25 protein-coding genes and 1 pseudogene are annotated in these 25,585 nt (G+C 63.2%); 5 read left to right on the top strand and 21 right to left on the bottom strand.

Translation table 11 applies throughout. From position 1 onward, the window contains the following. Positions 1–54 precede the first annotated feature (54 nt). The 12 genes from EN859_RS26225 to EN859_RS26170 form a co-directional block, all read right to left on the bottom strand. Entirely contained in the window at positions 55–747 is a 693-nt protein-coding gene (locus tag EN859_RS26225) for a response regulator transcription factor (protein WP_127855541.1), read from the bottom strand. Further along, entirely contained in the window at positions 744–3,476 is a 2,733-nt protein-coding gene (locus EN859_RS26220; RefSeq protein WP_127855623.1) for a sensor histidine kinase KdpD, read from the bottom strand. The genes EN859_RS26225 and EN859_RS26220 overlap by 4 nt, the downstream gene beginning before the upstream one ends. A 58-nt stretch (positions 3,477–3,534) precedes the next feature. Continuing rightward, entirely contained in the window at positions 3,535–4,104 is a 570-nt protein-coding gene (gene kdpC, locus EN859_RS26215) for a potassium-transporting ATPase subunit KdpC (RefSeq protein WP_127855542.1), read from the bottom strand. Positions 4,105–4,115: 11 nt separating this feature from the next. Beyond that, the gene (kdpB, locus tag EN859_RS26210) at positions 4,116–6,209 is read right to left on the bottom strand and encodes a potassium-transporting ATPase subunit KdpB (protein WP_127855543.1); all 2,094 of its coding nucleotides are present in this window, start codon (positions 6,207–6,209) and stop codon (positions 4,116–4,118) included. Next, on the bottom strand, positions 6,206–6,421 hold the full coding sequence (locus tag EN859_RS26205; protein WP_127855544.1) for a hypothetical protein: 216 nt from the start codon (positions 6,419–6,421) through the stop codon (positions 6,206–6,208). Before EN859_RS26205 ends, kdpB begins: the two co-directional genes overlap by 4 nt. Before the next feature lie 23 nt (positions 6,422–6,444). After that, positions 6,445–8,148 (bottom strand): potassium-transporting ATPase subunit KdpA, encoded by a 1,704-nt coding sequence (gene kdpA, locus EN859_RS26200; RefSeq protein ID WP_127855545.1) that lies wholly within the window; start codon positions 8,146–8,148, stop codon positions 6,445–6,447. A 34-nt stretch (positions 8,149–8,182) separates the two neighbouring features. Next, positions 8,183–8,272, bottom strand: a complete 90-nt coding sequence (gene kdpF / locus EN859_RS26195) for a K(+)-transporting ATPase subunit F (protein WP_127855546.1) — start codon at positions 8,270–8,272, stop codon at positions 8,183–8,185. Between the two features lie 368 nt (positions 8,273–8,640). Beyond that, entirely contained in the window at positions 8,641–10,077 is a 1,437-nt protein-coding gene (locus tag EN859_RS26190) for an amidase (protein WP_127855547.1), read from the bottom strand. An 88-nt stretch (positions 10,078–10,165) separates the two neighbouring features. Then, the gene (locus tag EN859_RS26185) at positions 10,166–11,254 is read right to left on the bottom strand and encodes a Gfo/Idh/MocA family oxidoreductase (RefSeq protein WP_127855548.1); all 1,089 of its coding nucleotides are present in this window, start codon (positions 11,252–11,254) and stop codon (positions 10,166–10,168) included. A 74-nt stretch (positions 11,255–11,328) separates the two neighbouring features. Continuing rightward, a complete protein-coding gene (locus EN859_RS26180) occupies positions 11,329–12,501 on the bottom strand; it encodes an ABC transporter substrate-binding protein (protein WP_127855549.1) in 1,173 nt (390 codons plus the stop codon). 177 nt (positions 12,502–12,678) lie between these two features. After that, a complete protein-coding gene (locus EN859_RS26175) occupies positions 12,679–13,527 on the bottom strand; it encodes an ABC transporter permease (protein ID WP_127855550.1) in 849 nt (282 codons plus the stop codon). Continuing rightward, the gene (locus tag EN859_RS26170) at positions 13,524–14,351 is read right to left on the bottom strand and encodes an ABC transporter ATP-binding protein (protein WP_127855624.1); all 828 of its coding nucleotides are present in this window, start codon (positions 14,349–14,351) and stop codon (positions 13,524–13,526) included. The genes EN859_RS26175 and EN859_RS26170 overlap by 4 nt, the downstream gene beginning before the upstream one ends. Positions 14,352–14,659: 308 nt before the next feature. Between EN859_RS26170 and EN859_RS26165 the strand changes: the two genes are divergently transcribed. Both EN859_RS26165 and EN859_RS26160 read left to right on the top strand, forming a co-directional pair. Then, on the top strand, positions 14,660–15,604 hold the full coding sequence (locus tag EN859_RS26165; RefSeq protein WP_127855551.1) for a MurR/RpiR family transcriptional regulator: 945 nt from the start codon (positions 14,660–14,662) through the stop codon (positions 15,602–15,604). Between the two features lie 75 nt (positions 15,605–15,679). Beyond that, on the top strand, positions 15,680–17,461 hold the full coding sequence (locus EN859_RS26160; protein ID WP_127855552.1) for an NAD(P)/FAD-dependent oxidoreductase: 1,782 nt from the start codon (positions 15,680–15,682) through the stop codon (positions 17,459–17,461). 46 nt (positions 17,462–17,507) lie between these two features. On the opposite strand, the gene EN859_RS26155 is transcribed toward EN859_RS26160, so the two are convergent. The 3 genes from EN859_RS26155 to EN859_RS26145 all read right to left on the bottom strand — a co-directional run bounded on the left by EN859_RS26155 (position 17,508) and on the right by EN859_RS26145 (position 19,635). Beyond that, a complete protein-coding gene (locus tag EN859_RS26155; RefSeq protein ID WP_127855553.1) occupies positions 17,508–17,873 on the bottom strand; it encodes a VOC family protein in 366 nt (121 codons plus the stop codon). 134 nt (positions 17,874–18,007) lie between these two features. Beyond that, positions 18,008–19,240 (bottom strand): amidohydrolase/deacetylase family metallohydrolase, encoded by a 1,233-nt coding sequence (locus EN859_RS26150; RefSeq protein WP_127855554.1) that lies wholly within the window; start codon positions 19,238–19,240, stop codon positions 18,008–18,010. Between the two features lie 29 nt (positions 19,241–19,269). Continuing rightward, the gene (locus EN859_RS26145; RefSeq protein ID WP_127855555.1) at positions 19,270–19,635 is read right to left on the bottom strand and encodes a RidA family protein; all 366 of its coding nucleotides are present in this window, start codon (positions 19,633–19,635) and stop codon (positions 19,270–19,272) included. Positions 19,636–19,858: 223 nt separating this feature from the next. Here EN859_RS26145 and EN859_RS26140 point away from each other — a divergent pair, with 223 nt between their 5' ends. Next, positions 19,859–20,344: a hypothetical protein gene (locus EN859_RS26140; protein WP_127855556.1), complete on the top strand. Its 486-nt coding sequence runs from the start codon at positions 19,859–19,861 to the stop codon at positions 20,342–20,344. 64 nt (positions 20,345–20,408) lie between these two features. Here the strand turns inward: EN859_RS26140 and EN859_RS26135 are convergent, their stop codons facing one another. The 4 genes and pseudogenes from EN859_RS26135 to EN859_RS26120 all read right to left on the bottom strand — a co-directional run. Continuing rightward, the gene (locus tag EN859_RS26135) at positions 20,409–20,615 is read right to left on the bottom strand and encodes a DUF3606 domain-containing protein (RefSeq protein WP_127855557.1); all 207 of its coding nucleotides are present in this window, start codon (positions 20,613–20,615) and stop codon (positions 20,409–20,411) included. A gap of 116 nt (positions 20,616–20,731) precedes the next feature. Next, the gene (locus EN859_RS26130; RefSeq protein ID WP_127855558.1) at positions 20,732–20,962 is read right to left on the bottom strand and encodes a hypothetical protein; all 231 of its coding nucleotides are present in this window, start codon (positions 20,960–20,962) and stop codon (positions 20,732–20,734) included. A 144-nt stretch (positions 20,963–21,106) separates the two neighbouring features. Beyond that, positions 21,107–21,874 (bottom strand): NYN domain-containing protein, encoded by a 768-nt coding sequence (locus EN859_RS26125; protein WP_127855559.1) that lies wholly within the window; start codon positions 21,872–21,874, stop codon positions 21,107–21,109. A 127-nt stretch (positions 21,875–22,001) separates the two neighbouring features. Continuing rightward, positions 22,002–22,124 (bottom strand): annotated as a pseudogene (locus tag EN859_RS26120) (ABC transporter permease); the annotation flags it as partial. 76 nt (positions 22,125–22,200) lie between these two features. Here EN859_RS26120 and EN859_RS26115 point away from each other — a divergent pair. Beyond that, entirely contained in the window at positions 22,201–23,700 is a 1,500-nt protein-coding gene (locus EN859_RS26115; protein WP_127855560.1) for an ATP-binding protein, read from the top strand. A gap of 134 nt (positions 23,701–23,834) precedes the next feature. Here EN859_RS26115 and EN859_RS26110 read toward each other — a convergent pair whose 3' ends face one another. Then, entirely contained in the window at positions 23,835–24,359 is a 525-nt protein-coding gene (locus tag EN859_RS26110) for a hypothetical protein (RefSeq protein ID WP_127855561.1), read from the bottom strand. Between the two features lie 23 nt (positions 24,360–24,382). Beyond that, the gene (locus EN859_RS26105; RefSeq protein WP_245525707.1) at positions 24,383–24,544 is read right to left on the bottom strand and encodes a hypothetical protein; all 162 of its coding nucleotides are present in this window, start codon (positions 24,542–24,544) and stop codon (positions 24,383–24,385) included. 81 nt (positions 24,545–24,625) lie between these two features. Here EN859_RS26105 and EN859_RS26100 point away from each other — a divergent pair, with 81 nt between their 5' ends. Next, a complete protein-coding gene (locus EN859_RS26100) occupies positions 24,626–25,534 on the top strand; it encodes a LysR family transcriptional regulator (protein WP_127855562.1) in 909 nt (302 codons plus the stop codon). Positions 25,535–25,585: the final 51 nt, after the last annotated feature.

Raw genomic sequence — 25,585 nt, 5'->3', positions numbered from 1 at the left:
CATATAGGGTGTTTGCCCGGCATTGCCATGGTTCGGGTGAATTGCGGCCGTGTTTCAGTCGACGTCGCGCAGGCGGTATCCGACGCCGGTCTCGGTCGTGATGTAGCGCGGCTGGTCGGGCGTTTTCTCGATCTTTTGCCTGAGCTGCCGGACATAGACCCTGAGATATTGCACGTCGGTCGAATCGCCCCAGACCTGCTTCAGCAGAAAATGGTGGGTGAGAACCTTGCCTGCATGCTGCACCAGGATGCGCAGGATGTCGTATTCTTTGGGAGAGAGCTTTACCTCCTTGCCCTCGACCTGGACGATGCGCTTCACCAGGTCGACGGACAGATCGCCGGAGCGGAACACCGGCTTCTCGCCCTGCTGCTGGAACTTGTGGCGGAGTGCAACCCGGATGCGTGCCACCAGTTCGTTCATGCCGAACGGCTTGGTGACATAGTCGTCGGCGCCGAGTTCAAGTGCCGAGACGATGCCGGCCTCATCGGTGCGGCTGGAAAGGATGACCACGGGAACATCCAGCCCGTCGTCGCGCCATTTGCGCAGGAGGTCGTGGCCGCCCATGCCGGGCAGGCCGAGATCGAGCAGGATAAGGTCCGGTCTTTCCGTCTCCACGAGTTCGATCGCGGCCTTGGCATTCGGCGCCTCGCTGACCGCATAACCCTGGCTGCCGAGCCCGACCCGAAGCAGCTTCCGGATCGGCGGTTCGTCGTCGACGACCAATATCCTGACGTTCGAATTCGTCATGCCAAGTCACCAACATCTTGGTCGTCCGTATCGGTTCCGTCGACATCGGGTTGCTCTGCCGGCACCGGCATCCTGATGGTGAAAACCGCACCCGAGCGATCGGTCCTGTTTGCCGCCGAGATCGTGCCGCCCATCGCCTCGATGAAGCCGCGGCAGATCGAGAGTCCAAGCCCGGTGCCGGCGCGGACCTGATCGCGTTTGCGCACGCGGTAAAAGGTGTCGAAAACGCGTTCCAGATCCACCGGCGGAATGCCCGGTCCCTCATCCATGATCTGCAGGCTGACGGAACCGTTGTCGGCCCAGCCCTGCATGCGGATCGTCGAACCCGACGGCGCGTATTTTGCGGCGTTGTCGAGGAGGTTGAACAGCACTTGCTCGAACAGGACAGGGTCGAGCTTCAACATCGGCAGATCCGAGGGGATGTCTATCTCGGTCTTGTGCTCGCCGATGATTTTCCTGGCCCGATCCAGGGCGGAGCCGACAATGTCGCCGACATAGTGGAACGCGTAGTTCGGCTCCATCGTGCCGGATTCTATCTTGGTCATATCGAGCAGATTGGCAATGAAGCGGTTCAGCCTTTCCGATTCATCGAGCACGGTCGACAGCAGCTCTGCCCGGTCCTGTTCGGGAAGTGCGGCCGTGAAGTCCCTGAGCGTGCCGGCGGCGCCCATGATGGCTGCGAGTGGCGTTTTCAGGTCATGGGAAATGGAGGTGAGCAGCGCCGAGCGCAGGCGGTCTGCCTCGGCCGCGAGCCTGGCGCGGTCGACGTCGGCGACGAGCTGGATGCGTTCGATGGCGACCGCGGCCTGGTCGGCGAGCGCATCGAGAAGACGCTGCTGTTCCGGCGTCAGCAGCGGCCCCTGCTTGTCGTTGTCGAGGCCGACGACACCCACGGCCGTACGCCCTGTCCGCAGAGGAAGATAGAGGCGCTTTGCCCCGGGGAGCGTGTCGGCGCCGCGCCCGGCAGCGCGGTTGTGCTCCCAGGCCCAGAGTGCCGCAGCAATGTCCGCCTCAGCCAACGTGTCGTCGGGCGGATAGCCGGCCTTGACCGCGATGGTGCCGTTCTCAGGCAGAAGCAGCACGACGCGCAGCTTCAGCATCGAGGCGATCTGGAAGGCGGTGGCCCACAGAACGTCGTCGAGCGTGCCGGTTCCGGCGAGCTTCTTCGAGAACAGATACAGGTCCTCGGTGGTGCGGGCGCGCGACCGTGCCGCCACCGCCTGGCGCTGCACCCGCGCTGTCAGATTGCTGGCGATGATCGCCACGCAGAAGAAGAAGGCGAGCGCGACAGCGCTTTCCGGGTCGCTGATGTTGAACGTGTACAGCGGGTCGAGAAAGAAGAAGTTGAAAGCCGTGGCGCTGAGAACGGAAGCGAATATCGCCGGCCACAGCCCCGCCGTTACCGCCGACGCCAGCACCGCCATGAGGAAGACTAGGGTGATGTTGCGCACGTCGAGCACGCGCGACAGCAATTCGCCAAACAGCAATGCCGCGACGACATAGCCGGTGACCATCAGATAAGGCCTGATGTCGAGGCGCGGTGGTTGGGCGGTGGTCACGCCCCGTGACGGCTGCGCCTGTTGGTGATCGTCGCCGGAGACGACATGAATGCTGATCTTGCCGGCGTCGCGTATCAGATCATAGGTAACGGAGCCGTCGAACAATTGCCGCCAGCGCGGCTTGCGTGGCTTGCCAGTGATGATGTGGGTGACGTTGTTTGCCGCCGCGTAGCGAAGGACGTCGGCGGCGACGTCCTGGCCGGGTATGGTGACGGCAACGCCGCCCAATTTTTCAGCCAGGCGAAGTGTTGCTGCAAGCCTGTCGCGATCCTGCTCGGACAGGCCGGTCGAACGCGGTGTCTCGACATAGAGCGCCAGCCAGGATGCGCGAAGCCGCTCGGCCTGGCGGCGGGCATAGCGCACGAGCGAGGCGCTGCGCGGATCCTCGTCGACCCAGACCAGGACACGCTCGCTAGCCGCCCACGGCCCGGGGATGGCGTGGGCCTGCATGTGGGTCAGCAACTGCTCGTCGACGCGCTGGGCGGTGCGGCGGAGCGCCAGTTCCCTGAGCGCAGTCAGATTGCCCGGCGAGAAATAGTTCTCGATCGCGCGCTGGGCCGTATTCGGGAGGTAGACCTTGCCTTCCTCGAGCCGCTTGATCAGATCGTCGGGGGTGAGGTCGATGATCTCGATGTCGTCGGCCTGGTCGATGATGGAATCGGGGACTGTTTCGCGAACCCTGACCCGTGTGATCTGCGCCACGACATCGTTCAGGCTCTCGACATGCTGGATGTTGAGCGTCGTGTAGACGTCGATGCCTTGCGTCAGGATTTCCTGTACGTCGAGGTAGCGCTTGGGATGGCGGCTGCCGGGGGCGTTGGTATGGGCGAGCTCGTCGACGAGGACCAGGGCAGGGCGCCGGGCGAGGATGGCGTCGAGATCCATCTCCTCGAGGATGCGTCCCTTGTAGTCGACCTTGCGGCGCGGGATCAGCTCATAGTATTCCACCAGCGCCTGGGTTTCCTGGCGGCCGTGCGTCTCGACGACGCCGATCACCACGTCCATCCCGTCGGCCAGCCTGGCGCGGCCCGACATAAGCATCTCGTAGGTCTTGCCGACGCCGGGTGCGGCGCCGAGAAATATCCTCAGGCGACCGCGCTCCTCCCGCTCGGCATGCTCGAGCAGCGCGTCGGGAGAGGGCCTGGTTTCGTTGCTTCTGTCGTCCGGCATTGCCATCGGTGTGGATCATGAACGGCGCCGGCTTCGGTGTCGATCCCGGCGCAGTCGCTCATTGCCTGGTCGCTTCGTCCAGCGCAAGGTTGAGGGCCAGCACATTGACGACCGGCTCGCCGATGAAGCCGAGCTGCCGGTCCTCGATATGACTGTCGACAAGCGATTTGATCTTCGCTTCATCGACGCCCCTGGCCTTGGCCACCCTGGCGACCTGGAAATAGGCGGCTTCGGTGCTGACATGCGGGTCGAGGCCGCTGCCTGACGTGGTGACCAGATCCATCGGCACCGGCTGGCTCGGGTTTTCAGCCTTCAATTTGCCGGCGTCGCCCTTGATGCGGTCGATCAGCTTGGCGTTGGTCGGGCCGAGATTCGAGCCGCTGGAAGCGGCGGCATTGTAGCCGTCGCCGGCTGCCGAGGGGCGGCCATGGAAATAGCGATCGCCGGCGAATGCCTGGCCGATCAGTTCGGAACCGACGACCTTGCCATCCTTCTCGATCAGGCTGCCATTGGCCTGGTGCGGAAACAGCGCCTGGGCAATACCGGTCATGCCGATCGGATAGATAAGACCGGTCAGGACGGTGAAGAAAACGATCATGACGATCGCGGGTCTGATTTGTCTGAGCATGACGTGGTTCCTTATGCGAGGCCGAGGGCGGTGATGGCCATGTCGATCGCTTTGATGCCGACGAAGGGGACGATGATGCCGCCGAGGCCGTAGACGAGAAGGTTGCGGCTGAGCAGCGCGCCGGCGCCGATCGCACGATATTTGACGCCTCTCAGCGACAGCGGGATCAGCGCTATGATGATCAGCGCGTTGAAGATGATGGCCGACAGGATGGCGCTCTGCGGCGTCGCCAGATGCATGACGTTGAGCGCCTGCAGCGGACCGGCGGTCTGCCCCGGTGCGATGTAGAAGACGGCGAACATTGCCGGGATGATAGCAAAGTACTTGGCCACGTCGTTGGCGATGGAAAAGGTCGTCAGCGAGCCGCGCGTCATCAGCAGCGCCTTGCCGATCTCGACGATCTCGATCAGCTTGGTCGGATCGCTGTCGAGATCGACCATGTTGCCGGCCTCGCGCGCGGCGACAGTGCCGGTGTTCATGGCGACGCCGACGTCAGCCTGCGCAAGGGCTGGCGCATCGTTGGTGCCGTCGCCGCACATTGCGACCAGCTTGCCTTTGGCCTGTTCGTCGCGGATGAGTTTCAGCTTGTCCTCGGGCGTCGCCTGGGCAAGGAAGTCGTCAACGCCGGCTTCCGCCGCGATTGCCGCCGCCGTCATCGGATTGTCGCCGGTGATCATCACCGTGCGGATGCCCATGCGGCGCAACTCGGCGAAACGCTCGCTGATGCCGCCCTTGACGATGTCCTTGAGGTGGACGACGCCGAGCAGGCGCCCGTCGCGCTCGACCGCCAGCGGCGTGCCGCCGGACTTGGCGATGTCGTCGGCGATCGCCTGGAGGTCGCGGACGGTGTCGCTGCCGGGGCGCGCAGCATGGGCGGCGACAGTCGATTGGTTGACATGGGCGAGAATGGAATCGACGGCGCCCTTGCGGACCGAGGAGCCTTCCAGGTCGACGCCGCTCATGCGGGTCTGCGCGGTGAAGGGCACGAAGGTCGCATGCAGCGTTGCCATGTCGCGGGCGCGGATGGCGTATTTCTCCTTCGCTAGCACGACGATCGAGCGGCCTTCCGGCGTTTCGTCGGCAAGCGAGGCAAGCTGGGCCGCATCGGCCAGCTCCTGCTCGGTGACGCCCTTGACCGGGCGGAATTCCGTCGCCTGGCGGTTGCCGAGCGTGATCGTGCCGGTCTTGTCGAGCAGCAGCGTGTCGACGTCGCCCGCAGCTTCGACCGCGCGGCCCGACATGGCCAGTACGTTGAACCGCACCAGGCGGTCCATGCCGGCGATGCCGATGGCCGAGAGCAGAGCGCCGATCGTCGTCGGGATCAAGGTCACGAACAGGGCGACCAGCACGGTCACCGAGATATAGCCGCCCGAATAGGAAGCAAAACTGGGAATCGTTGCTGTCGCCAGCACAAAGATCAGCGTCATGCCGACCAGCAGGATGTTGAGCGCGATCTCGTTCGGTGTCTTCTGGCGCTCGGCGCCTTCGACCAGCGAGATCATGCGATCAAGAAACGTATGGCCGGAAGCTGCAGTGATGCGCACGCGGATCCAGTCGGACAGAACCTGCGTGCCGCCGGTCACGGCCGAACGGTCGCCGCCGGATTCGCGGATCACAGGCGCGGATTCGCCGGTGATCGCGGCTTCATTGACCGAGGCGACGCCTTCGACCACTTCGCCGTCCGACGGGATGATGTCGCCGGCCTCGACGAGCACGATGTCGCCGACCTTCAGGCTGGTGCCGGGCACCAGCTTGAACCTGGTGCGGTCGTCGCCGGTCAGCAGCTTGGCCTGGGCTTCGGTCCGCGCCCGGCGCAGCGAGTCGGCCTGCGCCTTGCCGCGGCCCTCAGCCACCGCCTCGGCGAAGTTGGCGAAAAGCACGGTGAACCATAGCCAGATGATGATCTGCAGGGTGAAGCCCAGATCGCCGCCACCGGTGACGAGGTCCTTGACGAAGAGGACGGTGGTGAGCGCCGAGACGATGGCGACAACGAACATCACCGGATTCCTGACCAGCGTGCGCGGATTCAATTTCCTGAAGGCTCCGCCAATAGCGGGCAGCAAGATGCGGGCATCCATGATGCTCGCGGATTTGGACTGGCTCATTTGGTGGCTCCAGTGTCGATATTGTTGGATGGCACCGATCGATCGGATGCCGAAAGAAGATGCGGAAGCCCATAGGCCAGCAACCAGATCACGATCATGGCTGCCGCAATGCCGAGGAACGTGGACATGGGCGGGAACGGAGGAGGAGTTGCCTCCCCCTCACGATCGGCGCGACGCCGAACGTTGCGACGCATGATCTTCAACCAGGACATGGCTGTAACCAGGGCATGGCGGTTCAGAATGTCTGCCCGTGGGTGCCAGCCAGATGTTCGACGATCGGCCCGACCGCCAGGGCCGGGAAGAAGGTGAGGCCGCCGACGATCAGGATGACGCCGACCAGCAACCCGACGAACAACGGGCCGTCGGTGGGGAAGGTGCCGGCGGAGAGTGGGACCGTCTTCTTTGCCACCAGCGAGCCGGCGATAGCCAGGGCCGGAATGATGACCAGGAAGCGACCCATCAGCATGCCGATGCCAAGTGTGATGTTGTACCAGGGCGTGTTGCCGGTGAGGCCGCCAAAGGCCGAACCGTTGTTCGCCGCCGCCGAGGTGTAGGCATAAAGAACCTCGGAGAAGCCGTGTGGGCCAGCATTGGCCACGGAGGCGACGGCGGTCGGCAGCACCACCGCTATTGCGGTGAAGATCAGCATCGCCAGCGGCAGGCAGAGGATAGCCAGCATTGCCATCTTTACCTCCTTGGCCTCGATCTTCTTGCCGAGATATTCAGGCGTGCGGCCGACCATAAGTCCGGCGACGAACACCGCCACGACGATGAACATCAGGATGCCGTAGAAGCCAGCGCCAACTCCACCGACAATGACCTCGCCGAGCTGCATGTTGATGATCGGGATCATGCCGCCAAGCGCGGTGAAGCTGTCATGCATGGCATTGACGGCGCCGCAGGACGCGGCAGTGGTGATGACCGCAAACAGCGCCGACAACGCGATGCCGAAGCGGCTCTCCTTGCCTTCCATGTTGCCGCCGTCAATGCCAAGGGCGTGGACCAGCGGGTTGCCGGCGGCTTCCGCCCAGTAGCAGACGGCAACGCCGGCGATGAACAGAGCGCCCATGGCGGCCAGGATCGCCCAGCCCTGGCGCTGGTTGCCGACCATGCGGCCGAAGACATTGGTAAGCGCTGCGCCGAGGGCGAAGATCGTCACCATCTGGATCAGGTTCGAGATCGCATTGGGATTTTCGAAAGGATGCGTGGCATTGGCGTTGAAGAAGCCGCCGCCGTTGGTGCCGAGCATCTTGATGGCGATCTGCGAGGCAACCGGTCCAACTGCAATCGTCTGCTGCGCGCCTTCGAGCGTCGTCGCATTGACGTAGGCGCCAAGCGTCTGCGGCATGCCGAGATAGACGTAGACCAAGGTCAATACGATGCAGAGCGGCAGCAGCAGATAGAGCGTGCAGCGGGTGATATCGACCCAGAAATTGCCGATCGATTTGCCGGAGGCGCGGGCAAAGCCGCGGATCAGCGCAACGGCGATGGCGATGCCGGTCGCCGCGGACAGGAAGTTCTGCACGGTGAGGCCGGCCATCTGCATGAGATAGGACATCGTGCTTTCGCCGCCGTAATTCTGCCAGTTGGTGTTGGTCATGAAGCTGGCGGCGGTGTTGAAGGCGAGCCCGGGTTCGACGGCCGTCATGCCGGCCGGATTGTAGGGCAGGCGGCCCTGCACGCGCTGTAGAGCATAGAGCACCAGGAACCCTGCCAGATTGAAGAACAACAGGGCGGCTGCGTAGCTTGTCCAGTGCTGTTCCTCGCGCTCGCTGGTTCCCGAGATGCCATAAAGCCCGCGTTCAAGCGGGCCAAGAATCGGCGACAGAAATGTGCGATCGCCGTTGAAGATGCGATGCATGTAGCCGCCGAGCGGCTTCACCAGCAAAACGACGATCCCGCAATAGACGAGGATCTGTATCCATCCGTTGAGAGTCATGAGTGTAGCTTTCCGTGCCTTGCACCAGAAAAGATCAGAAGCGCTCTGGGCGAACGAGGGCGTAGGTGAGGTAGGCGAGGAGGAACAAGGTCACACCGCCAGCGAGGATATAGTCGACAAGCATGGTCGGATCCTTCTGCTCAAATTCTGTCGCAGGCTTTGACATAGGCGAAGGACAGGGCAAAAAACAAAACCCCAATCCCGAGAACAATGATGTCCATTGTTATATTCCTTGCTTCCGCTTGTACTTTTCACCCACAATCAGCAGGTTCGAAATTCCATGGAGACGACCCGCCGCACCTTGGTTGGCGGCGGCGTCAGGAGCGCTTTGCTCGGGATGGAATATGCACCCGACCGCCATAAAGGTTCGAGACGGGGCGGAGGGGAAAGAAATAAAAACCCTATAAAGGTTTGCCGGCCGGGGCGGTCGTCGAAACGTTGTGCTGACGCCCGGGATGCCGGCCGTATCTCGGAAAGAATGTCAGCGACTGCCTACGGGGAAGGCCGGCGGTGCTTCCAGGGCATTTCTTGTTCCAGCTGCGTCGAGATGGCGAGCACCATCGCCTCGTCGCCATAGCGGCCGATCAGCTGTACGCCGATCGGCACGCCGCCGCCGGACCAGCCGAGCGGCAGCGAGATCGCCGGCTGTCCGGAGATGTTGAAGGGGAAGGCGAAGACGGCGTCCGTCCATTTCGCATTGTAGCGGTCGATGTCGGGTTCCGACATGTCGTAATAGCCCAGAGGTCGTGGCAGTTGCGCCAGCGTCGGGGTGACGAAGAGATCGTAGGCCACGAGATCGCCGACGATGTCGCGGCCGACCTGCCGCAGTTGCTCGATATCGGAGATATGGCGGATGCCGCTCGTCGATCTGCCCCGCTCGATGATTGCCCAGGTCACCGGCTCAATGTCGTCAGGCGTGACCGGCCGGCCGATTACCGTTTCATGGTAGCCGAAGGTTGCTGCCGTCTGCACGCAGGTCATGTTAGTGTAAGTCTTCCAGACCGCCTCGGCGTCGAGCGGCATGTCGTGTTCCTCGACATCATGGCCGAGACGCTCGAGCACGGCGACGGTCGCCAGCACCGTGGCCTTGACCTCCGGGTTGATCGGCGTGCCGTTTGGCGGCGTCACGGAAAAGCCGACGCGCAGCTTTTTCGGCGTATGCGAGGACAGGTCGAGCCAGCTGCCGCTGGGAATCGGCGGTGTATAGGGATCGCCCGGCAGCGCGCCGGCGACGGCATCGAGATAGGCCGATGTGTCGCGCACCGTGCGGGAACAGCACAGGAAATAGGCGCTGCCGTACCAGTAGTCGCCAAAGGGCGCCAGGCTGACGCGCCCGCGCGACGGCTTCAGGCCGACGATGCCACAGCAGGAGGCCGGGACGCGGATCGAGCCGGCGCCATCGCTGGCCTCGGCGATCGGCACCATGCGCGAGGCGATTGCCGCTGCCGCTCCGCCGCTCGAACCGCCGGGCGTGATGCCTTCCTTCCACGGGTTCTTCGTCGTCCCATAGAGCTTTGGCTCGGTGGTGATCGACCAACCGTTTTCGGGCGCATTAGACTTGCCGACGAGCACCAGCCCCGCCGCCTTCATGCGACGGACGACTTCGGTGTCGAAGTCGGCGACGATGTCCTTCAGAAAGAAACAGGAGTTGGTGTTCGGCGCTCCGGTCCAGGACGAGGCCAGTTCCTTGAGCAGGAACGGCACGCCGGCGAACGGTGCGTTTCTGTCGACCGCTTCGGCCGAGGTGCGCGCCATGTCGTAGAGCCGGTGGATTACCGCGTTCAGGGCCGGGTTGAGCCGTTCGATCATGGTGATGGCCGCCTCGACCAACTCGGCCGGCGTGACCTCGCCGCGCTTCACCAACCCGGCCAGGTCCAGTGCGTCGGACTCGGCGTAGGTTTCGAGGAAGCTGTCGGTGATCTCAGCCATGTCTTACTCCCATGGCCTCGGCTTGTGCAGAGGACCGTTGCGGCAGCCCGCGGACCGTCGTGGCCGCCGCTTCAGTTGCGCGGCACGGTCAGGCCAACTCGATCGTCCGCCGCTCTTCGATGCTCTGCTCGGCGGCAAGCACGATGCGCAGGCTGTTGACGGCAGCATTCATCTGCTCAGTCAGATCGAGATCGTCGCGGATGGCGCGCAGGAAGAATGCCTGCTCGCGATCGCAAAGCTCCTGGTGACCGGGTTCGTCCTCCATGCTGACGATCTCGTCCGGCTTCTTGAAATTCTTGGCGTCGTCGACCTCAGCGTAGTGGATCTTCAGCGCATCGGTCTTGGTGTGGCGATCGATGTCGGCGGAATCAGACACTTCGGCGTCAGCCGCGTTGCTTGCCGTTTGCCCGGCGACAATGGAGACGGCGCCCTTGGGGCCGACGACGTCCTTCACGAAATATGCCGTCTCGCTCATCATCGGTCCCCAGCCGGCCTCATACCAGCCGACCGAACCGTCATCGAAGGTGACGTGCAGATGCCCGTAATTCTGCTTGGCTGCATCCGCCCACAATTTGGCACCGATGCCGTGGACGCGGACCGGCTTGGCGCCGGTCAACTGGCACATCACGTCGACATAGTGCACACCGCAATCGACGATCGGGATCAGCGAGTCGATCAGGTTCTTATGCCAGTGCCAGGCGCTGCCGCTGCTCTGCTGGTTGAGGTTGAGGCGCATGACCAGCGGCTTGCCCAGCGTCCTGCCGACCTCGATGAACTTGATCCACGAGGGGTGGACGCGCAAGATATAGCCGAGCACCAGCTTGCGATTCTTTGCACGCGCTGCGGCGACGACCTTTTCGGCGTCCTCGATGTTGGTGGCGAGCGGCTTTTCCATGAACACATGGCAGCTTGCGGCGATCGCCTTCAGCGCATATTCGGCATGGGTGTTGGGCCAGCTGTTGATGGAAACGGCGTCCGGCCTGGTCTCCTTCAGCGCCTGGTCGAAATCCTCGTAGAGCGGGTAGCCTGATAGTTCCGCCGGGATCTTCTTGTTGCTCTTGATTGAGCGGCTCATGAGGCCGACGATCTCGAACCCGTCGAGCCGGTGATAGGCGCTGGCATGCGATGCGCCCATGTTGCCGAGACCAATCACCAGCACTTTCACCTTGTCGGACAAAGCCACCTCCCTTGTTCTTGCTTGAGTCGCGGGCGGCGATCGGGTCGCCGCCCGTATGGTCGTTTGCCGGCGCCCTACTTGACCGCCGAGTCGAACAGATGCGCCTTGATGTTCTCGACATCGAGCGCGGCAAAGCTCTCCGACAGCTTGTAGCCGTCGGCGTCGGCCTTGACCTTGGCCTTGTCGAAGCTGTTGGCCGGGCCGATCAGTTCGTTGGTGCAGACGTCCTCGGCCTTCACCGGATTGCTGATCTGGCCGATCTTGTGGATTTCGTCGAAGAAGCCCTGCCAGCTCGCCATGTCGTGCGAGCCCCAGCCGCCGCGCCTGTCCATGTCGCCGCGGAAGACGTTGATCTGCTGCAGGATCGAGGTGGTGCCGAGCTCAGGCCCGAGATTCTTGGCCAGCGTCGGGAACTGCTCGAACACCGCTTCGACGGCCGCGCGCGGATTTTGGTACCCAAACTCAAGACCCATCGCCCAGCCGCGCAGATATTTCTCCAGGAACGCCTTGCGCTCGGGATCCTCGAGATCGGCTGCCCGAACGACGAAAGTGTTGGCCGGCAGCTTCGAGTTCTGCACGCCGAGCCAGTATTCGAAGTCCAGGCCCTTGGCGATCCACTCGGCGCGCAGCCCTTCCCACGACAGAGCCGCATCGCCCTGGCCGCCGGCAAGCGCTGTGCCCCAGGTCGGCCAGCCGGCCTCGACATACTTCACCTTCTTGATGTCGACGCCTTGCGACGCCAGCAGCGGATCGGTGATCGACTGCCATGCGGCCGAGCCGAGCAGGATGGTCTTGCCTTCGAGTGACTTCAGATCCTTCGATCCCTCTCCCTTGCGGAAGGCGAAGCTGAACGTATCGCGCGCGCCCATGTGGAACACGGATTTGAGCTTCATGCCGTTCTGGATGGCGAAGGAGAAGACGCCGGGCGAGGGGAAGCCCATGTCGGCCTGGCCGACATCGACGAACTTCACCGTGGCGGTGCCGTCCGACGGGCCAGGCTGCATATCGGTGTTGAGGTCACCGAAATAGCCTGCCTTCTTGGCTCCCCAATACGGATAGTCGTCGAGCACTTCGAGCGTGCCACGCGGCGAAATCCAGGTGAACTTGCTGTAGGGCTCGGCCTTCGCCCTGATGCCCGAGGCGCCGAGCGCCGTGGCCGTCACCAGCCCGGCGCCGCTCACCTGCAGGAAATAACGGCGGCTGATGCCTGCTTTTGGACCGATGTCGATGGAACTTTGTTTGGTCATGGCATTTCCCCTTTTTGTTGCTTGGTAATCTCTGCCTTGTCGCCCGCCTCCCGGGCGCCATCGTTCTCCGGCGCTTAGCGCATGTCGCGTCCGATAAGATTCACGCGGCGCGCTTTAAGTCTTTGCCTCCATGCACGTCGTGTCCCAAAACCGCTGCGCACTTTTGGGTGACATGCATCATGCCTCCCAGCTTGCCCACCTCTTGCCGATCAGGAAGAAGAGCACGTAGATGAGGATGCCGAGCGCCGAGAGGACCAGAACCACCGCGAAGAATTGCGGCATCTGGATCATCGACGAATAGGTGGTCAGCCGGTTGCCGAGGCCGAAGCCGCCGCCGACCATCTCTGCGCCAACCGCGGTCAGCAGTCCAAAGATCGCGCCGATCATCAGGCCGACGAGGATCATCGGCAGCGCCATCGGCGCGCGGATTTTCCAGAAGATCTGCAAGGTGCTGGCGCCATAGGAGCGCGCCAGCGCGATCTTGGCGCTGTCGACGCGGCGAAAGCCGGTCGCGGCGTTGATCATCACCATCGGCCCGGCGGCGAGCGCCACCGCAATGATGCGCGGCGTATAGCCGAAACCGAAACGCAGGATCAAAAGCGGCACCAGCGCCAGCATCGGCGTGGTGACCAGCAGCAGGATGTAAGGCGCGACGATCTTCTCGGCGAACGGAAATTGCGTGATCACGGCGGCCATGACCAAGCCGATGATGGCGCCGATCGCGAAGCCGGCGACCAACTCGACCAGCGTGTAGCCAAGATGCGGCGCGATCAGCGGGAATTCGTCGAACAGCGCGTAGGCGATCGCGCTTGGCGGCGGCATGATGTATGGCGGCACATGAAACAGCCGCAGCGCCAGCTCGATGCCGCCGATGATGACCACAGCAACGGCGGCGATGGCGGCGACCTCGGTGCCCGACTTGATGCCGGGACCACTGGCGAAGGCCGAAAGGTTGGTGAGGCTGACGTCGTGCCCGTCGCCTGCCTTGGTCTTCGAGAATTCCGGGATGGCGTCGCCTCCGCTCACGGCCTGATCCTCACGATTTCAGCTGCATGGTGATCCGGCGTCTTCGGCCGGACGCGGTCGCCGACAATGTCCATCTTGATGGTGTTGGTGAGGTCGAAGACCTCTTTCGTCGCCATGATCTCCAGCGAGCGTGGCCGTGGAAACGGCACGCGATATTCCTTGGCAACGCGCCCGGGCCGAGCGCTCAGTACCGCCACCCTGTCGGAGAGGAAAATCGCCTCCTCGATGCTGTGGGTGATGAAGACGATGGTGGTCTTGGTGTCGAGCCAGATCTCCTCGACGAGCCGGTTCATCTCCTCACGGGTGAAGCTGTCGAGCGAGCCGAACGGCTCGTCCATCAGCAGAACGGACGGCTTGAGCGACAGCGCTCGAACGATCGCGGCACGCTGCTGCATGCCGCCCGAAAGCTCGCGCGGAAACTTGCCGCCGAAGCCGTCGAGCCCGACGCGGTGAAGCAGATGCGCGATCCAGGCGCGATCCGGCTTCTCCCCCTTGATCTCGAACGGAAAACGGATGTTGGCGTCGAGATTGCGCCAAGGCAGCAGGTTTGCCTCCTGGAAGACGATGCCGATATCGGGATGCGGACCGGTGATCTCTCTGCCGTCGAGCAGGATTGCGCCGCTGGTCAGGCGATGCAGGCCGGACATCGACCACAAAAGGGTGGTCTTGCCACAGCCGGAGGGGCCGACGATCGAGACGATTTCATTGGCAGGAACGTCGAGGCTGCAGCGGTCCAGCGCCAGCAGGTCGCCGGAAGCCGTATGGTAGATCTTGGTCGCTGCCTGCACACCAAGCTTCGGGGTCGTTGCATTGCCCGCGTTCATGCGCCCCTCGGGGATATGCGCGATGATCCAGTGGCTCATCCGTCTAGAGAAATCAGTCTGTAACTATCCTACTTTCCTGTCAAGCGACGCGCAGATGCGTTCAAGCGTCAGGTGAGCAATCGCATATGTATCGTATTGTTTTCATACTGTTTTTTTGCATCTTGATAAGCTTGTTACTTTCCTACATAATCCTAAAAACTGACTGTGGTGAGAAGCCTTACGCGAGGACCTCCCCGCAAGCGCATGGAACGGCAGCGCGCAAATATGATAGAGGCTAGGTCGACAAACGGCGGAGGAAGACTGACTTCATGACCGAAGCTGACAGCCCGGCACGGCAGACCTCTGGCGACGAGCCCGACGGGCACGACCATGTCAGGCGCATCCCCGACATCATCTCGCTGGTGAAGGACTCCTACGGTGACCTTAGCCCGGCGGAGCGTCGCGTCGCCGATGTCGTGCTCGACAACGTGAAGTTCGCGGTCGACGCTTCCAATGCCGCGCTCGCCCAACGCGCTGAGGTCAGCGAGCCCACCGTGACCCGCTTCTGCCGCGCCATCGGCTGCGAAGGCGTGCGCGATTTCAAGCTGAAGCTGGCGCAGAGCCTTGTCGTCGGTGCGCTTTACCTGAGCAAGCCGCCACCTACGAGCAACGACAATGGGATGCCGTTCTGGAACGCGGTGTTCGGCGAGGCGCGCCGGGCGCTGCAGGAGGCCGAGCGGCAGCTCGATCCGGCGCAGTTGCAGAAGGCGGCGGAACTCATTGCCAAGGCGCGCCAGGTGACGGTGTTCGGGCTCGGCGGCAGCTCTTCGGCGCTGGCGCAGGAAACCCAGTACCGGCTGTTCCGCTACGGCATTACCATTAGCGCCCAATGCGATCCGTATCTGATGCGGATGACGGCCTCGACATTGAAACCCGGGGACCTGGTGATCGCCATTTCGGCGACGGGACGCACGCGCGAGGTGATCGAGGCCGTGGAACTTGCCAAGCACTACCGCGCCAACGCGATCTGCGTGACCGCGCCCGACACCGACCTTGCGCGGGCTTGCGACGTCAGGCTGACGGTGGCGGTGCCAGAATATCCCGACACGCTGAAGCCGACAGCCTCGCGGTTTGCTTTCCTGGCCGCGATCGACCTGATGGCGGTGGCGGCCGCCTACAAACTCGACGGCTCGGCGCGCGAAACGGTTCGCCGCATCAAATACAACGCCCAGATCCACCGCACCGGCAAGGAGATGGAGCCGCTCGGGGACTGAGAGATTGCGCGGCCACCCTTGTCGTCAATACGATCAGGCCGCGCATGAGAGGATTGCCGAAGAAGAGGAAGACAGATGCTCGACATGGCACCATCGAAGCAGGCGGCCACCTGGCTTGGTTCCCTGTCGCGGGCACTCGAGGCGGGCGACACAGCAGTAGCGACCAACCTGTTCGTCGACGACTGCTACTGGCGTGACCTGCTGACCTTCACCTGGAACATCAAGACCATGGAAGGTCGAGCGGCGATCCACGACATGCTCGAGGCGACGCTGGCGGCGACCAGGCCGACCGCATGGGCCTTGTCGGGCGAGGCGAGCTCCGACGAAGGCCTCGTCGAAGCCTGGTTCACCTTCGAGACGTCATCGGCGCGAGGCGAGGGTGTCGTGCGCCTGCGGGACGGCAGATGCCGAACACTGTTCACGGCGATGAGCGAACTCAAGTGCTTTGAGGAGCAGAAGGGCCCCGCGCGGCCTCTGGGTGTCCGCCACAAGGCGGACCCGGAGCGCGAGACCTGGCTGGAGGCCAGGCGACGCGAGGCGCGCGACCTCGGCACCAGCCAGCAGCCCTACTGCCTGGTCATCGGCGGTGGCCAGGGCGGCATCATGCTGGGCGCGCGGTTGAGGCAACTGGGCGTGCCGGCCATCATCATCGAGAAGAATGCGCAAGCCGGTGATTCCTGGCGCAAACGCTATCGCACGCTCGTGCTGCACGATCCGGTCTGGTACGACCATCTGCCCTACATCCCGTTCCCCGAAAACTGGCCGGTGTTCACGCCCAAGGACAAGATGGGCGACTGGCTGGAGATGTACACGCGCGTCATGGAGCTCAATTACTGGACCTCCACGAGATGCGTCAGCGCTGCCTATGACGAGATGGAGAAAGTCTGGACGGTCGAGGTCGATCGCGCCGGCGAGCGCATCACGCTGAAGCCGAAGCACATCGTCTTCGCCACCGGCGTCTATGGTCCGCCGAGGCAGATCGACCTACCGGGCGCCGATGCGTTCCAGGGTGAGCTGCTTCATTCCAGCCAGTATTCCAGCGGCGAGAAGTTTCGCGGCAAGGCCTGCGCGGTCATCGGCGCGGCAAGCTCGGGCCACGATGTCGGCGTCGACCTCTGGGAGAGCGGCGCCAAGGTCACTATGATCCAGCGATCGCCGACGACGGTCGTCAAGTCGGACACGCTGATGGAGGTGGGGTTCGAGATTTTTTCGGAGAGGGCGCTGGCGCGCGGCATCACCACCGAGAAGGCCGATATGATCGTCGCATCGACGCCGTTCGCGCTGCTGCCTGAAAGCCAGAGGGCGCTCTACGACATCATCAAGGCCCGCGACGCAGCGTTCTACGAGCGGCTGCGCAGCGCGGGCTTCGCCATCGATTTCGGCGACGACGAGACCGGGCTTCTGATGAAGGCCTACCGCACCGGCTCCGGCTACTACATCGACGTCGGTGCGTCGGACCTGATCATCGACGGTGAGATCGGCATCCGCAGCGGCGTGGAGATCAAGTCGCTGACGCCGACGGGCATACTCTTCGACGACGGCACGGAACTGGCGGCGGACGTGATCATCTCCTGCACCGGCTATCAATCCATGAACGAGACCGTGGCGGCAATCGTCTCGCGCGAGGTCGCGGACAAAGTCGGCCCGTGCTGGGGGCTGGGCTCGGGCACAAGAAACGATCCGGGACCATGGCAAGGCGAATTGCGCAACATGTGGAAGCCGACCGCGCAGGAAGCGCTGTGGTTCCACGGCGGCAACCTGGCGCTGTCGCGATTCTATTCGAAATTCGTGGCGCTGCAGCTCAAGGCGCGAATGGAAGGTATTGCAACGCCGGTCTATGGCACGCCGGGGCAGTAGATTCGGGAACGGACCAGAGCAGGGACCGCGGCTCGGCCGCATGACGTCATCGACGCGCCAAGTCCGGTCTCTTGCTATAGTCAGCGAAACCGATGCAATTGCCAAAGGGATCGACGATCTCGCAAGTGATGCCGGTGGCGGTTTCAATGGGCGATGAAGTCAGTCCTTTGGTGAGAAGCTTCTGACGGACCTCGTCGGCATTTCGCACTTCGACCCAAAGCCTGCCGGCTGGCGAGCCTTCGTCGGTCCGGATCACAAGACCGGGCCCCTCGGGACCGATATCAAAAAGCGCCATCTGCTTTTCATCGACGCGGAACTTCAGGACGAAGCCGCAGCTCTCGTAGAATGGGATGGCGGTTTCGAGATCGCCAACATGGAACATGACATTATCGATCCCCAGCAATTCGATCATTCTCGCTCCACTTCACTGTTTCAATGGTGTGGAATTGTACCTCCGGATATCGCGTTCGATATTGATCCACATCATCCGACTGGCAGCTTGAGTCCAGTCGCCAGGGACCGCTAGCAGCCCTCGCCGGCACACCCTCACTCGTGATTGTGCCCGAAGTGCTTACCCGCGACGTCGACATGCGTGTGGCGGGCATGGCCTTCGAAACGCTCGATAGCGCGGTCATCCACTGCCTCGTTTGGCCACCAGGCACCGCCGATGACGATGCCGTCCGCAACCAGCCTCTGCTCGGCGACCAACGACGCGCCAACCGCATCGACGAAGGTGAAGCGGCCCGAACGCTGCCGCAGCACGGAGACGTCGCCGACGGCGCCAACCCTGAGCGTGCCGAGATCGGGCCTTGCAATCGCCTCGGCCGGCCGCTGCGTTGCGGCGCGCAGAACCTCGATGAGCGGCATGCCGAGGGCGAGCAGTTTCGACATGCAGACCAGAATGTCGAAGGCGGGACCGTCGACGCAGTAGAGGTGCACGTCGCTGCTGATGACATCGGGCGCCAGCCCGTCCTCGAGCATCGCCCTGGCCACCTCGAAGTCGAACGAGCCCATGCCGTGGCCGATGTCGAAGATGACGCCGCGCTCGCGCGCCAGCCGCATGTCCGGCCGCACCGCGCCCGATGCGAAAATCGGCGCGTTGGGAAACGGCCGGAAGCAGTGGGTGAGAATGTCGCCCCTGCGCAAGCGCGGCAGCACTTCCGAGCGGCCGGGCGGTGGCTCGTCGATATGCGCCATCAGCGGCAGGCCGGCCTTGTCGGCCGCCTCCAGCGCGAGATCGACGGGCGCAATGCCGCTGGTGCCGCTGGCAAAGCGCCCGGAGCGGACCTTGACGCCGACGATCACGTCGGCGTGCTCGCGCACCGATGCGACGACCTCGCGCGGATCGCAAAGCCTGAGATCGCTGCATTCGCCGACCATGACGGTCTGCGAGAAGCCGAAGATGCCGGCGAAGGAGATGTTGACGTAAGCCAAGATGCGGACCTTCGAGCGCTCGATGACGTGGCGGCGAAAGCCGAGGAAGTTGCCGGCGCCGGCACTTCCTGCATCGACGAAGGTGGTGGTGCCGCTCCTTGCGGCGAGACGGTCGGCGTCGACGCCGAGCGAGGTGCCGCCCCAATAGACATGGCTGTGCAGGTCGATGAGACCGGGTGCGACGATGCAACCCGCGGCATCGATGACGCGCGCGGCGTGCCCGGCAGGGATGTCTGTATCAACCGCTGCGACGCGGCCATCGGCAATAGCGACATCGCGGGGCGCGTCGAGGCCGGATGCCGGATCGATGAGGCGGCCGCTTTTAACCAGGAGATCAAATTGCATCGGCGCTTGCCTCCGTTTGCGTCTTCCTGTCAGACCGGTCTGTAGGCGACGGCTTCCACCTCGATCTTGATGTCGATCATCAGGCGCGACTCCACGGTGGTGCGAGCCGGCGGATCTTTCGGGAAATGCCTGGCATAGACGGTGTTGAAGGTGCCGAAATCGCGCGCATCCTCGAGCCAGACCGTCGTCTTGACCACGTCGTCCATGGTGCAGCCGGCTAGCGCCAGCGCGGCCGTCACGTTCGAAAGCACTTGCTCGGCCTGCTCGGCGATGCCGCCCTTGACCACCAGACCATCGCTGCCAACCGGCACCTGGCCGGAGACATAGACGAAATCGCCGGCGCGGACGGCCGGGGACAGCGGGACATGGGATGTTCCAAAACACTGCTTGGGCAAGGGAATGGCTCCTGTTCAGACTTGGTGGCGTCGCATCCGCGATGCTGTAACGCCGATCGATATCATCCTCATAGAGGTCTTGTTGGAAAGCAACATTTTTTCGAAATGCATGTTGCTTTATTACAAGAGGGTCAGCATCTTGCGCATCGCCGGCTGATAGCGATCGTGAAGGACGGAGCTTACCGCCAGGGGTGGGCGCACTTCCAGACAGGAGAGAATGAGAATGACTTTCGACAAAAATCCGTTTCCGGCCGGCGACGCCGATCGTCACGCGCTTTGGGAGATGCTGGTGCGGCGCGACATCGACGCTTTCCTGGCCCAGGACTGGTCGATGGTCGAGGACGATTTCGTTGCCTCAAGCTTCTTCGGCATGCACGCTCATTTTCTCAGCGACGCGGACGCCTGGCGGCTGCAGTTCCCGACGCTCAAATCCTATCGCGACGAGTGGCTGCGCCAGGCAAAAGAGACCGCGGCGACAAAATTCGCCGAGCCGTTGCGCGAGGCGCTGTTCCGGATCACCAACATGCGCGACATCGATGTCGACGGCGAGCGCGCCGTGCTGCACAAGAAGTTCAACGGCTCGATCGCTAGGCCCGGCGGCAGCGCCGAAAAGCTGAAATGGCAGACCCTCTATTTCTGCGCAAAAGCAGGCGGCCGCTGGAAGATAGCGGGCTTCGTCGGCTATATGCCGCATCCCTTGGGCAACTAGGCCCTCTTGCGAACATGCGCTTCAGGTTGCCCAAAAACCGCGGCGTAGCTTTGGGCGACATGAACTAGCTTTCGGCGTCGGCCTTTACGACCCTGATGCTCTCGGCTATTTCGTGCAACACCTTGCGGTCTGTGCCATGGCGCTTGATAAGTGCCCGCGCCTGTACCAGTGTTATGCCTGCTTCCTCGGCGAGATGCGCGATCTCGTGGTCCTCGCCACGGGCCACTTGCGAGCGGTCGCGGTTGTCGGTTCTGGTCTTGTCGTCGGCCATGACAGCGCTCCTCGTTTCAACCGAGGGCATAACGACCGGGATTTCATGGAGTTCCCCAAAACATCCCTGCGCTGGGTGAGCCGAAAGGGCGCAATGAGGCATTCGTTCCGGCGGGGCTAGCGGGACCGATGGTCGAACACGACCCCCATGGTCCTACCAATTGCCGTCATGACGATAAGCTCGACCAGATGGTCGTCGCTGTCCTCGCAGGCTGGACCTATCCGGTGGATGGCGTCCAGCGTGGCCCTGGTCGATATGGTGTCGCCGGCACGGAATTTTGAAAGCGCAGACGAAACAAGTTCTTGGGCCGTCAAGTCAACGACAGGTGCCTTCGCTACGACGTTCATTGCCTCCTCCTGCCATGAACCCCTCCCTTGAGAATGATACGCCAAACGGCAATTTCCGCCAGCGAAATGGTGGTCCGACCAGTGTCCCGGCGCTGCCTTTCCGTGATGAACCTTGCGTGATGAGATGGGCCGATGCAGACCACATCATCGACGCGAAGCCGGCGCCTTCGATCTCCCTTGCTTCTTCGCCACGGGCTTGATCCTTATACGCATCGTTCCGCCCTCGGGATGGTCGATCTCGAACGCGTTGGTCTTGCGCACCAGGTCACTCAGCTTGCGGAAGCCGAAGGTTCTGGGATCGAAGTCCGATGCCAGGTTGGCGAGCTGATTGCCGACCGTGCCTAGCGGCACCCAGCCGTCCTCGGTTTCCATCTGGGAAATGATCCTGGTGATGATCGGCGTCGCGGCTCTGGGTGGCTGCAACGATTTCGTCGGTGCTGCTGCATCCTGAGTGCCGGCTGGCGCAGCCGGAAGCAGGTTCTCGGTGTATACGAACCGGCGGCATGCCTGCCGAAAACTCTCCGGTGTCTTCTGCTCTCCGAACCCGTAGACGTCGATGCCCTCTTCCCTGATGCGAGCGGCAAGACGGGTGAAGTCGCTGTCGGACGACACCAGACAGAAGCCATCGAAACGACCGCTGTGCAAGAGGTCCATCGCGTCGATGACGAGGGTAATATCAGATGCGTTCTTGCCTGTGGTGTAGGCGAATTGCTGCTGCGGGATGATTGCGTGTTTCGACAGCACATCGGCCCACGCCTTTGAACGGGCGCTGGAGAAATCGCCATAGATGCGACGAACGCTTGCCTCGCCGATCTTTGCAATTTCCTCGAACAAGCCGTCGGCAATCTTGGCCGAAGCATTGTCTGCGTCGATCAGGACGGCAAGCCGTGGAGAACGTGGTTCGGTCGGCAAGGTAGGGCCCCTATCTCTTTTTCTGGGTGTCGTAGCAAATGACATAGGGTGCAGCGGCAACATTCGAAACCTTGACCGCCAATGATATGACCGTCGAGAATTTGTGCCCTGATGTCGCCGGCAGACCTCAGCGGTCCTCGATAATGCGCAGATAGGCGGCGGTGACGAACAGCACGACGAGCCCGAACAGGATGCGGCGCGCGCCCTTGGGCATCTGCAGGATGGTCAGCAGCGTTGTCAGCACGGTGAGCGGTCGGCCATGAGCGCTCGACGGGCTGCGATCAGGTTGATAAGCCCGTCTCCGCAGGGAGACCTTGAGTCGAGACATGACCGTTGCGATCGAGATGGGACACACGACCGCAGGCGCCCCGGCGGCACTGGATCTTGAGGAGCTGCTGGCGACCCGTCTGCTGGTGCAGGGCAATTCGGGCTCCGGCAAATCCCATCTGCTGCGCAGGCTGCTGGAGCAGAGTGCCCCTTGGGTGCAGCAGACCATCATCGACCCCGAAGGCGACTTCGTGGCACTGTGCGACCGTTTCGGCCACTTGGTGATCGATGCCGAGGAGCATACCGAGCGAGGCCTGCAGAGCGCCGGCGAGCGGGCGCGCATCCATCGCGTCTCCACGGTGCTCAATCTCGAGGGGCTCGACGCCGAGAACCAGATGCGGCGCGCCGCAGCCTTCCTCGGCGGGCTTTTCGAGGTCGCCCGCGACCACTGGTACCCAATGCTGGTGGTGGTGGACGAGGCGCAGCTGTTCGCTCCGGCAGTCGCCGGGGAGGTTTCGGACGAGGCGCGCAAGCTCTCTCTCGGCGCCATGACGAACCTGATGTGCCGTGGCCGCAAACGCGGGCTTGCCGGGATCATTGCGACCCAGCGGCTGGCGAAGCTCGCCAAAAACGTCGCCGCCGAGGCCTCCAATTTCCTCATGGGCCGAACCTTCCTCGACATCGACATGGCGCGCGCCGCCGACCTTCTGGGCATGGAGCGGCGGCAGGCTGAGGCTTTCCGGGACCTGGAGCGCGGGCAATTCATGGCGCTGGGCCCGGCGCTCTCGCGCCGTCCCCTGGGGCTACGCATCGGTCCGACGGAAACCCAGGCACGCAACGGCACACCGCGGCTGATGCCGCTGCCGGAAGCAGCACTGGAGGACGCACGCGCCATTATCCTGGCAGCCCCGCCGCCCGAGACCGTCCGGCCCCAGCGCCGGTCGTCGCCGGACCTGCTCGATCAACTCATGGCGGCGAAATCGGCGGCGCTGGAAATCCGTCCTGAAGTGGTGGAGCCGCCGATCAGCGCCGAAGACCTGACGGAGCGGCGTCAGCGGGTGGACCGGGTTCTGCGCGCCGTGCTGGCGCAACCCGACGCCGGATTCCGAGTCATCGGCGTGCTTTATCAGGAATTCGTGGTCCGCTGCCGTATAGAGGGCCTCGCCTCAGTCGTGCCGGACCTGCAGGAGTTCCGCCGCATGCTGACGCGCGCCCGCGCCGGCCTGGGCTCCGATATGGCAGGGGATGACGCGTGGCAGGATGTCTCGGTCCGCGCCTCCATCCTGCCCGAGGATATGCAGGGTGTGTTCATGATGATCGCCCGCGCGGCGAAGGAAGGCTGGCCCTGCCCGAGCGATGCGGCGATCGCCCGCGCCTACGGCTCACACTCGCTGCGCCGTGCACGGCGCCTGCTGACCTATATCGAGGAGCAGGGCCTCATCGTTTGCCAGCTTGACGGGCTTGGGCGGCGGATCGTAACGCTCGTCGAACTGGCCTGGGCGACGGCACCGGGCGACCCCAATGCCGAGGAGGCGGAGCAGGGCAGTTTGGCTGTGTGATGGGGCGGGCAGCGGCACCGAGAAAATGCCGCCAGTCAAGCCTTGGCTATAGTTGAACGGCAGGTGCAGCGGACAAGCTCGTTTGCGCCATTTCGCGAACTTTGGCTGTTGACCGAAAACGGACCTCCAATGGTCTAGGATGCTGTCGCATCGTCTGCAACAGCTCTAGTCGTGTTTTGCTGAGGACGTACCAGAAAATAGAATGCGACGATGTGCGTGATCATCAGTAGCGGTACGTAGATGATCGGGATCGCGTAGGTTGCGCCCAACTCCTCTGCATGCGCAGGAAGGCCGACCTGGATGGCGTGGTAATAGTCGACGATGAGGTCGGCCGTCCCTACCAGATTGAAGGCGACGACGAACGGCCAGAAGAGCAGGCGGATCCTCACCGTGAGCAGCGCCAGCATGGCCAGCACCCCTGTTGCGAAGTCGCCGTACGCGGCGAACACTGCGAAGCCGGCGGCCAGATTGGGGCCTACGACGCCCGGAAGGATGAAGACGAGCCCGAAGAAGCGGAAGCTGTGCAGAGTAGCGATAGCGCGCTGCGCTGCAACCCGGTCCATCGACCTGAGCCACGGCAGACCGTATGCGCCGAAGCAAAGCAGCCACGCGACATAGCCGAGAACAAGATGGGTTTGGAACACCATTTCCGTAGACATTTGGCCTCCTATCAGCAATTGGTTCACACGGTTTCGAACACCGCGCTCAGGACGCCGAGTCGGCCCTCCATGAGATTCCGTCCTAGGTTGGCGGAGAGTCGCGTGAAATCCGGTCCCATCACCACGCCGAGATTTGGCGAAGGCGGCGCTCCCTGGTCGCGCACGCCATCAAGTCCATCGGTCATTGCAAGATGTCTCCGACTTCAGCCGATTACCCCCTAAGCCCGCTACCGCAATTCGACTATCCGGTGTAATCACAACAACCTATGAAGCAGAACTACACAGTCCGGCATGGTGCACTGGAGGGCGTCGAGGCGTTCCTGGCTGTCGCCAGGCGCCGCAACTTCCGTCGTGCCGCCGCGGATCTCGGCGTGACGCCGTCCGCCGTGAGTCAAGCGGTGCGCGCCCTGGAATCCCGCATGGGCGCGGCGCTGTTCGCCCGCACGACGCGGAGCGTCGGTTTAACCGAGGCTGGTCAGCGGTTCCTCGACCGCGCCGGCCCTGCCTTCGAGGAGCTCGTCGCGGCCGGCGAGGCCGCCCGCAATATTGGCCAACGACCTACAGGGCTGCTACGCCTGTCTGTACCCCGCGCCGTCGTGCCGTTGATCTTGGAGCCGGTGATCGCGTCATTCTGCCAAGCCTATCCTGAGATCGAACTGGAGATCGCCGCGAGCGAACAGATGGTCGATCTCGCGACCGGCGGGTTCGATGCCGGTATCCGCCTCGGCCAGCTCATCGCCGCCGACATGGTTGCGGTGCGGCTGACTCCGCCGTTCTCGTTCGTGGTCGTCGGCAGCCCCGACTATCTCGAGCGCCACGGCCGCCCCGAGCGTGTGGACGACTTGCGCCACCATGCCTGCTTGCGCATGCGCCGCTCGAACGGCGCCATCGCGCCCTGGTCCTTCGTCGACGGCAACGGCGCGATCGAAGCGATCGTCTCAGGCCCGCTGATCGCGCACGACTATTCGACGTTGCTCGGGGCTGCGATGCAGGGCGTGGGGCTGGCGCAGACGCCCCGACCACTCGCCGAAGTTCCGATAGCCGAAGGAAAACTCAAGTCGGTGCTGGACGGCGTCGCCGCCACGACGCCGGGCGTCTTCCTCTATCATCCTGGCAAGCGCCAAATCCTGCCGAAGCTGCGCGCCTTCATCGATCACCTCAAATCTGCAGCCTGAGACAATGAATAGATGTCGGAACCCCAACTCTTCGTTGCAGAATGCGACTTC

The sequence above is a fragment of the Mesorhizobium sp. M00.F.Ca.ET.216.01.1.1 genome, from assembly GCF_004010325.2.
In the GTDB taxonomy this organism is placed as follows: domain Bacteria; phylum Pseudomonadota; class Alphaproteobacteria; order Rhizobiales; family Rhizobiaceae; genus Mesorhizobium.
The sequence above is the reverse complement of the archived record's forward strand: the minus strand, read 5'-3'. Positions and strand labels throughout refer to the sequence as shown.

What these genes read in the sequence shown, in the direction of transcription:
- EN859_RS26225 (WP_127855541.1), bottom strand. Translation starts at nt 747, where the DNA reads ATGACGAATTCGAACGTCAGGATATTGGTCGTCGACGACGAACCGCCG.
- EN859_RS26220 (WP_127855623.1), bottom strand. Translation starts at nt 3,476, where the DNA reads ATGCCGGACGACAGAAGCAACGAAACCAGGCCCTCTCCCGACGCGCTG.
- kdpC (WP_127855542.1), bottom strand. Translation starts at nt 4,104, where the DNA reads ATGCTCAGACAAATCAGACCCGCGATCGTCATGATCGTTTTCTTCACC.
- kdpB (WP_127855543.1), bottom strand. Translation starts at nt 6,209, where the DNA reads ATGAGCCAGTCCAAATCCGCGAGCATCATGGATGCCCGCATCTTGCTG.
- EN859_RS26205 (WP_127855544.1), bottom strand. Translation starts at nt 6,421, where the DNA reads ATGTCCTGGTTGAAGATCATGCGTCGCAACGTTCGGCGTCGCGCCGAT.
- kdpA (WP_127855545.1), bottom strand. Translation starts at nt 8,148, where the DNA reads ATGACTCTCAACGGATGGATACAGATCCTCGTCTATTGCGGGATCGTC.
- kdpF (WP_127855546.1), bottom strand. Translation starts at nt 8,272, where the DNA reads ATGCTTGTCGACTATATCCTCGCTGGCGGTGTGACCTTGTTCCTCCTC.
- EN859_RS26190 (WP_127855547.1), bottom strand. Translation starts at nt 10,077, where the DNA reads ATGGCTGAGATCACCGACAGCTTCCTCGAAACCTACGCCGAGTCCGAC.
- EN859_RS26180 (WP_127855549.1), bottom strand. Translation starts at nt 12,501, where the DNA reads ATGACCAAACAAAGTTCCATCGACATCGGTCCAAAAGCAGGCATCAGC.
- EN859_RS26170 (WP_127855624.1), bottom strand. Translation starts at nt 14,351, where the DNA reads ATGAACGCGGGCAATGCAACGACCCCGAAGCTTGGTGTGCAGGCAGCG.
- EN859_RS26165 (WP_127855551.1), top strand. Translation starts at nt 14,660, where the DNA reads ATGACCGAAGCTGACAGCCCGGCACGGCAGACCTCTGGCGACGAGCCC.
- EN859_RS26160 (WP_127855552.1), top strand. Translation starts at nt 15,680, where the DNA reads ATGCTCGACATGGCACCATCGAAGCAGGCGGCCACCTGGCTTGGTTCC.
- EN859_RS26155 (WP_127855553.1), bottom strand. Translation starts at nt 17,873, where the DNA reads ATGATCGAATTGCTGGGGATCGATAATGTCATGTTCCATGTTGGCGAT.
- EN859_RS26150 (WP_127855554.1), bottom strand. Translation starts at nt 19,240, where the DNA reads ATGCAATTTGATCTCCTGGTTAAAAGCGGCCGCCTCATCGATCCGGCA.
- EN859_RS26140 (WP_127855556.1), top strand. Translation starts at nt 19,859, where the DNA reads ATGACTTTCGACAAAAATCCGTTTCCGGCCGGCGACGCCGATCGTCAC.
- EN859_RS26135 (WP_127855557.1), bottom strand. Translation starts at nt 20,615, where the DNA reads ATGGCCGACGACAAGACCAGAACCGACAACCGCGACCGCTCGCAAGTG.
- EN859_RS26130 (WP_127855558.1), bottom strand. Translation starts at nt 20,962, where the DNA reads ATGAACGTCGTAGCGAAGGCACCTGTCGTTGACTTGACGGCCCAAGAA.
- EN859_RS26115 (WP_127855560.1), top strand. Translation starts at nt 22,201, where the DNA reads ATGACCGTTGCGATCGAGATGGGACACACGACCGCAGGCGCCCCGGCG.
- EN859_RS26110 (WP_127855561.1), bottom strand. Translation starts at nt 24,359, where the DNA reads ATGTCTACGGAAATGGTGTTCCAAACCCATCTTGTTCTCGGCTATGTC.
- EN859_RS26105 (WP_245525707.1), bottom strand. Translation starts at nt 24,544, where the DNA reads ATGACCGATGGACTTGATGGCGTGCGCGACCAGGGAGCGCCGCCTTCG.
- EN859_RS26100 (WP_127855562.1), top strand. Translation starts at nt 24,626, where the DNA reads ATGAAGCAGAACTACACAGTCCGGCATGGTGCACTGGAGGGCGTCGAG.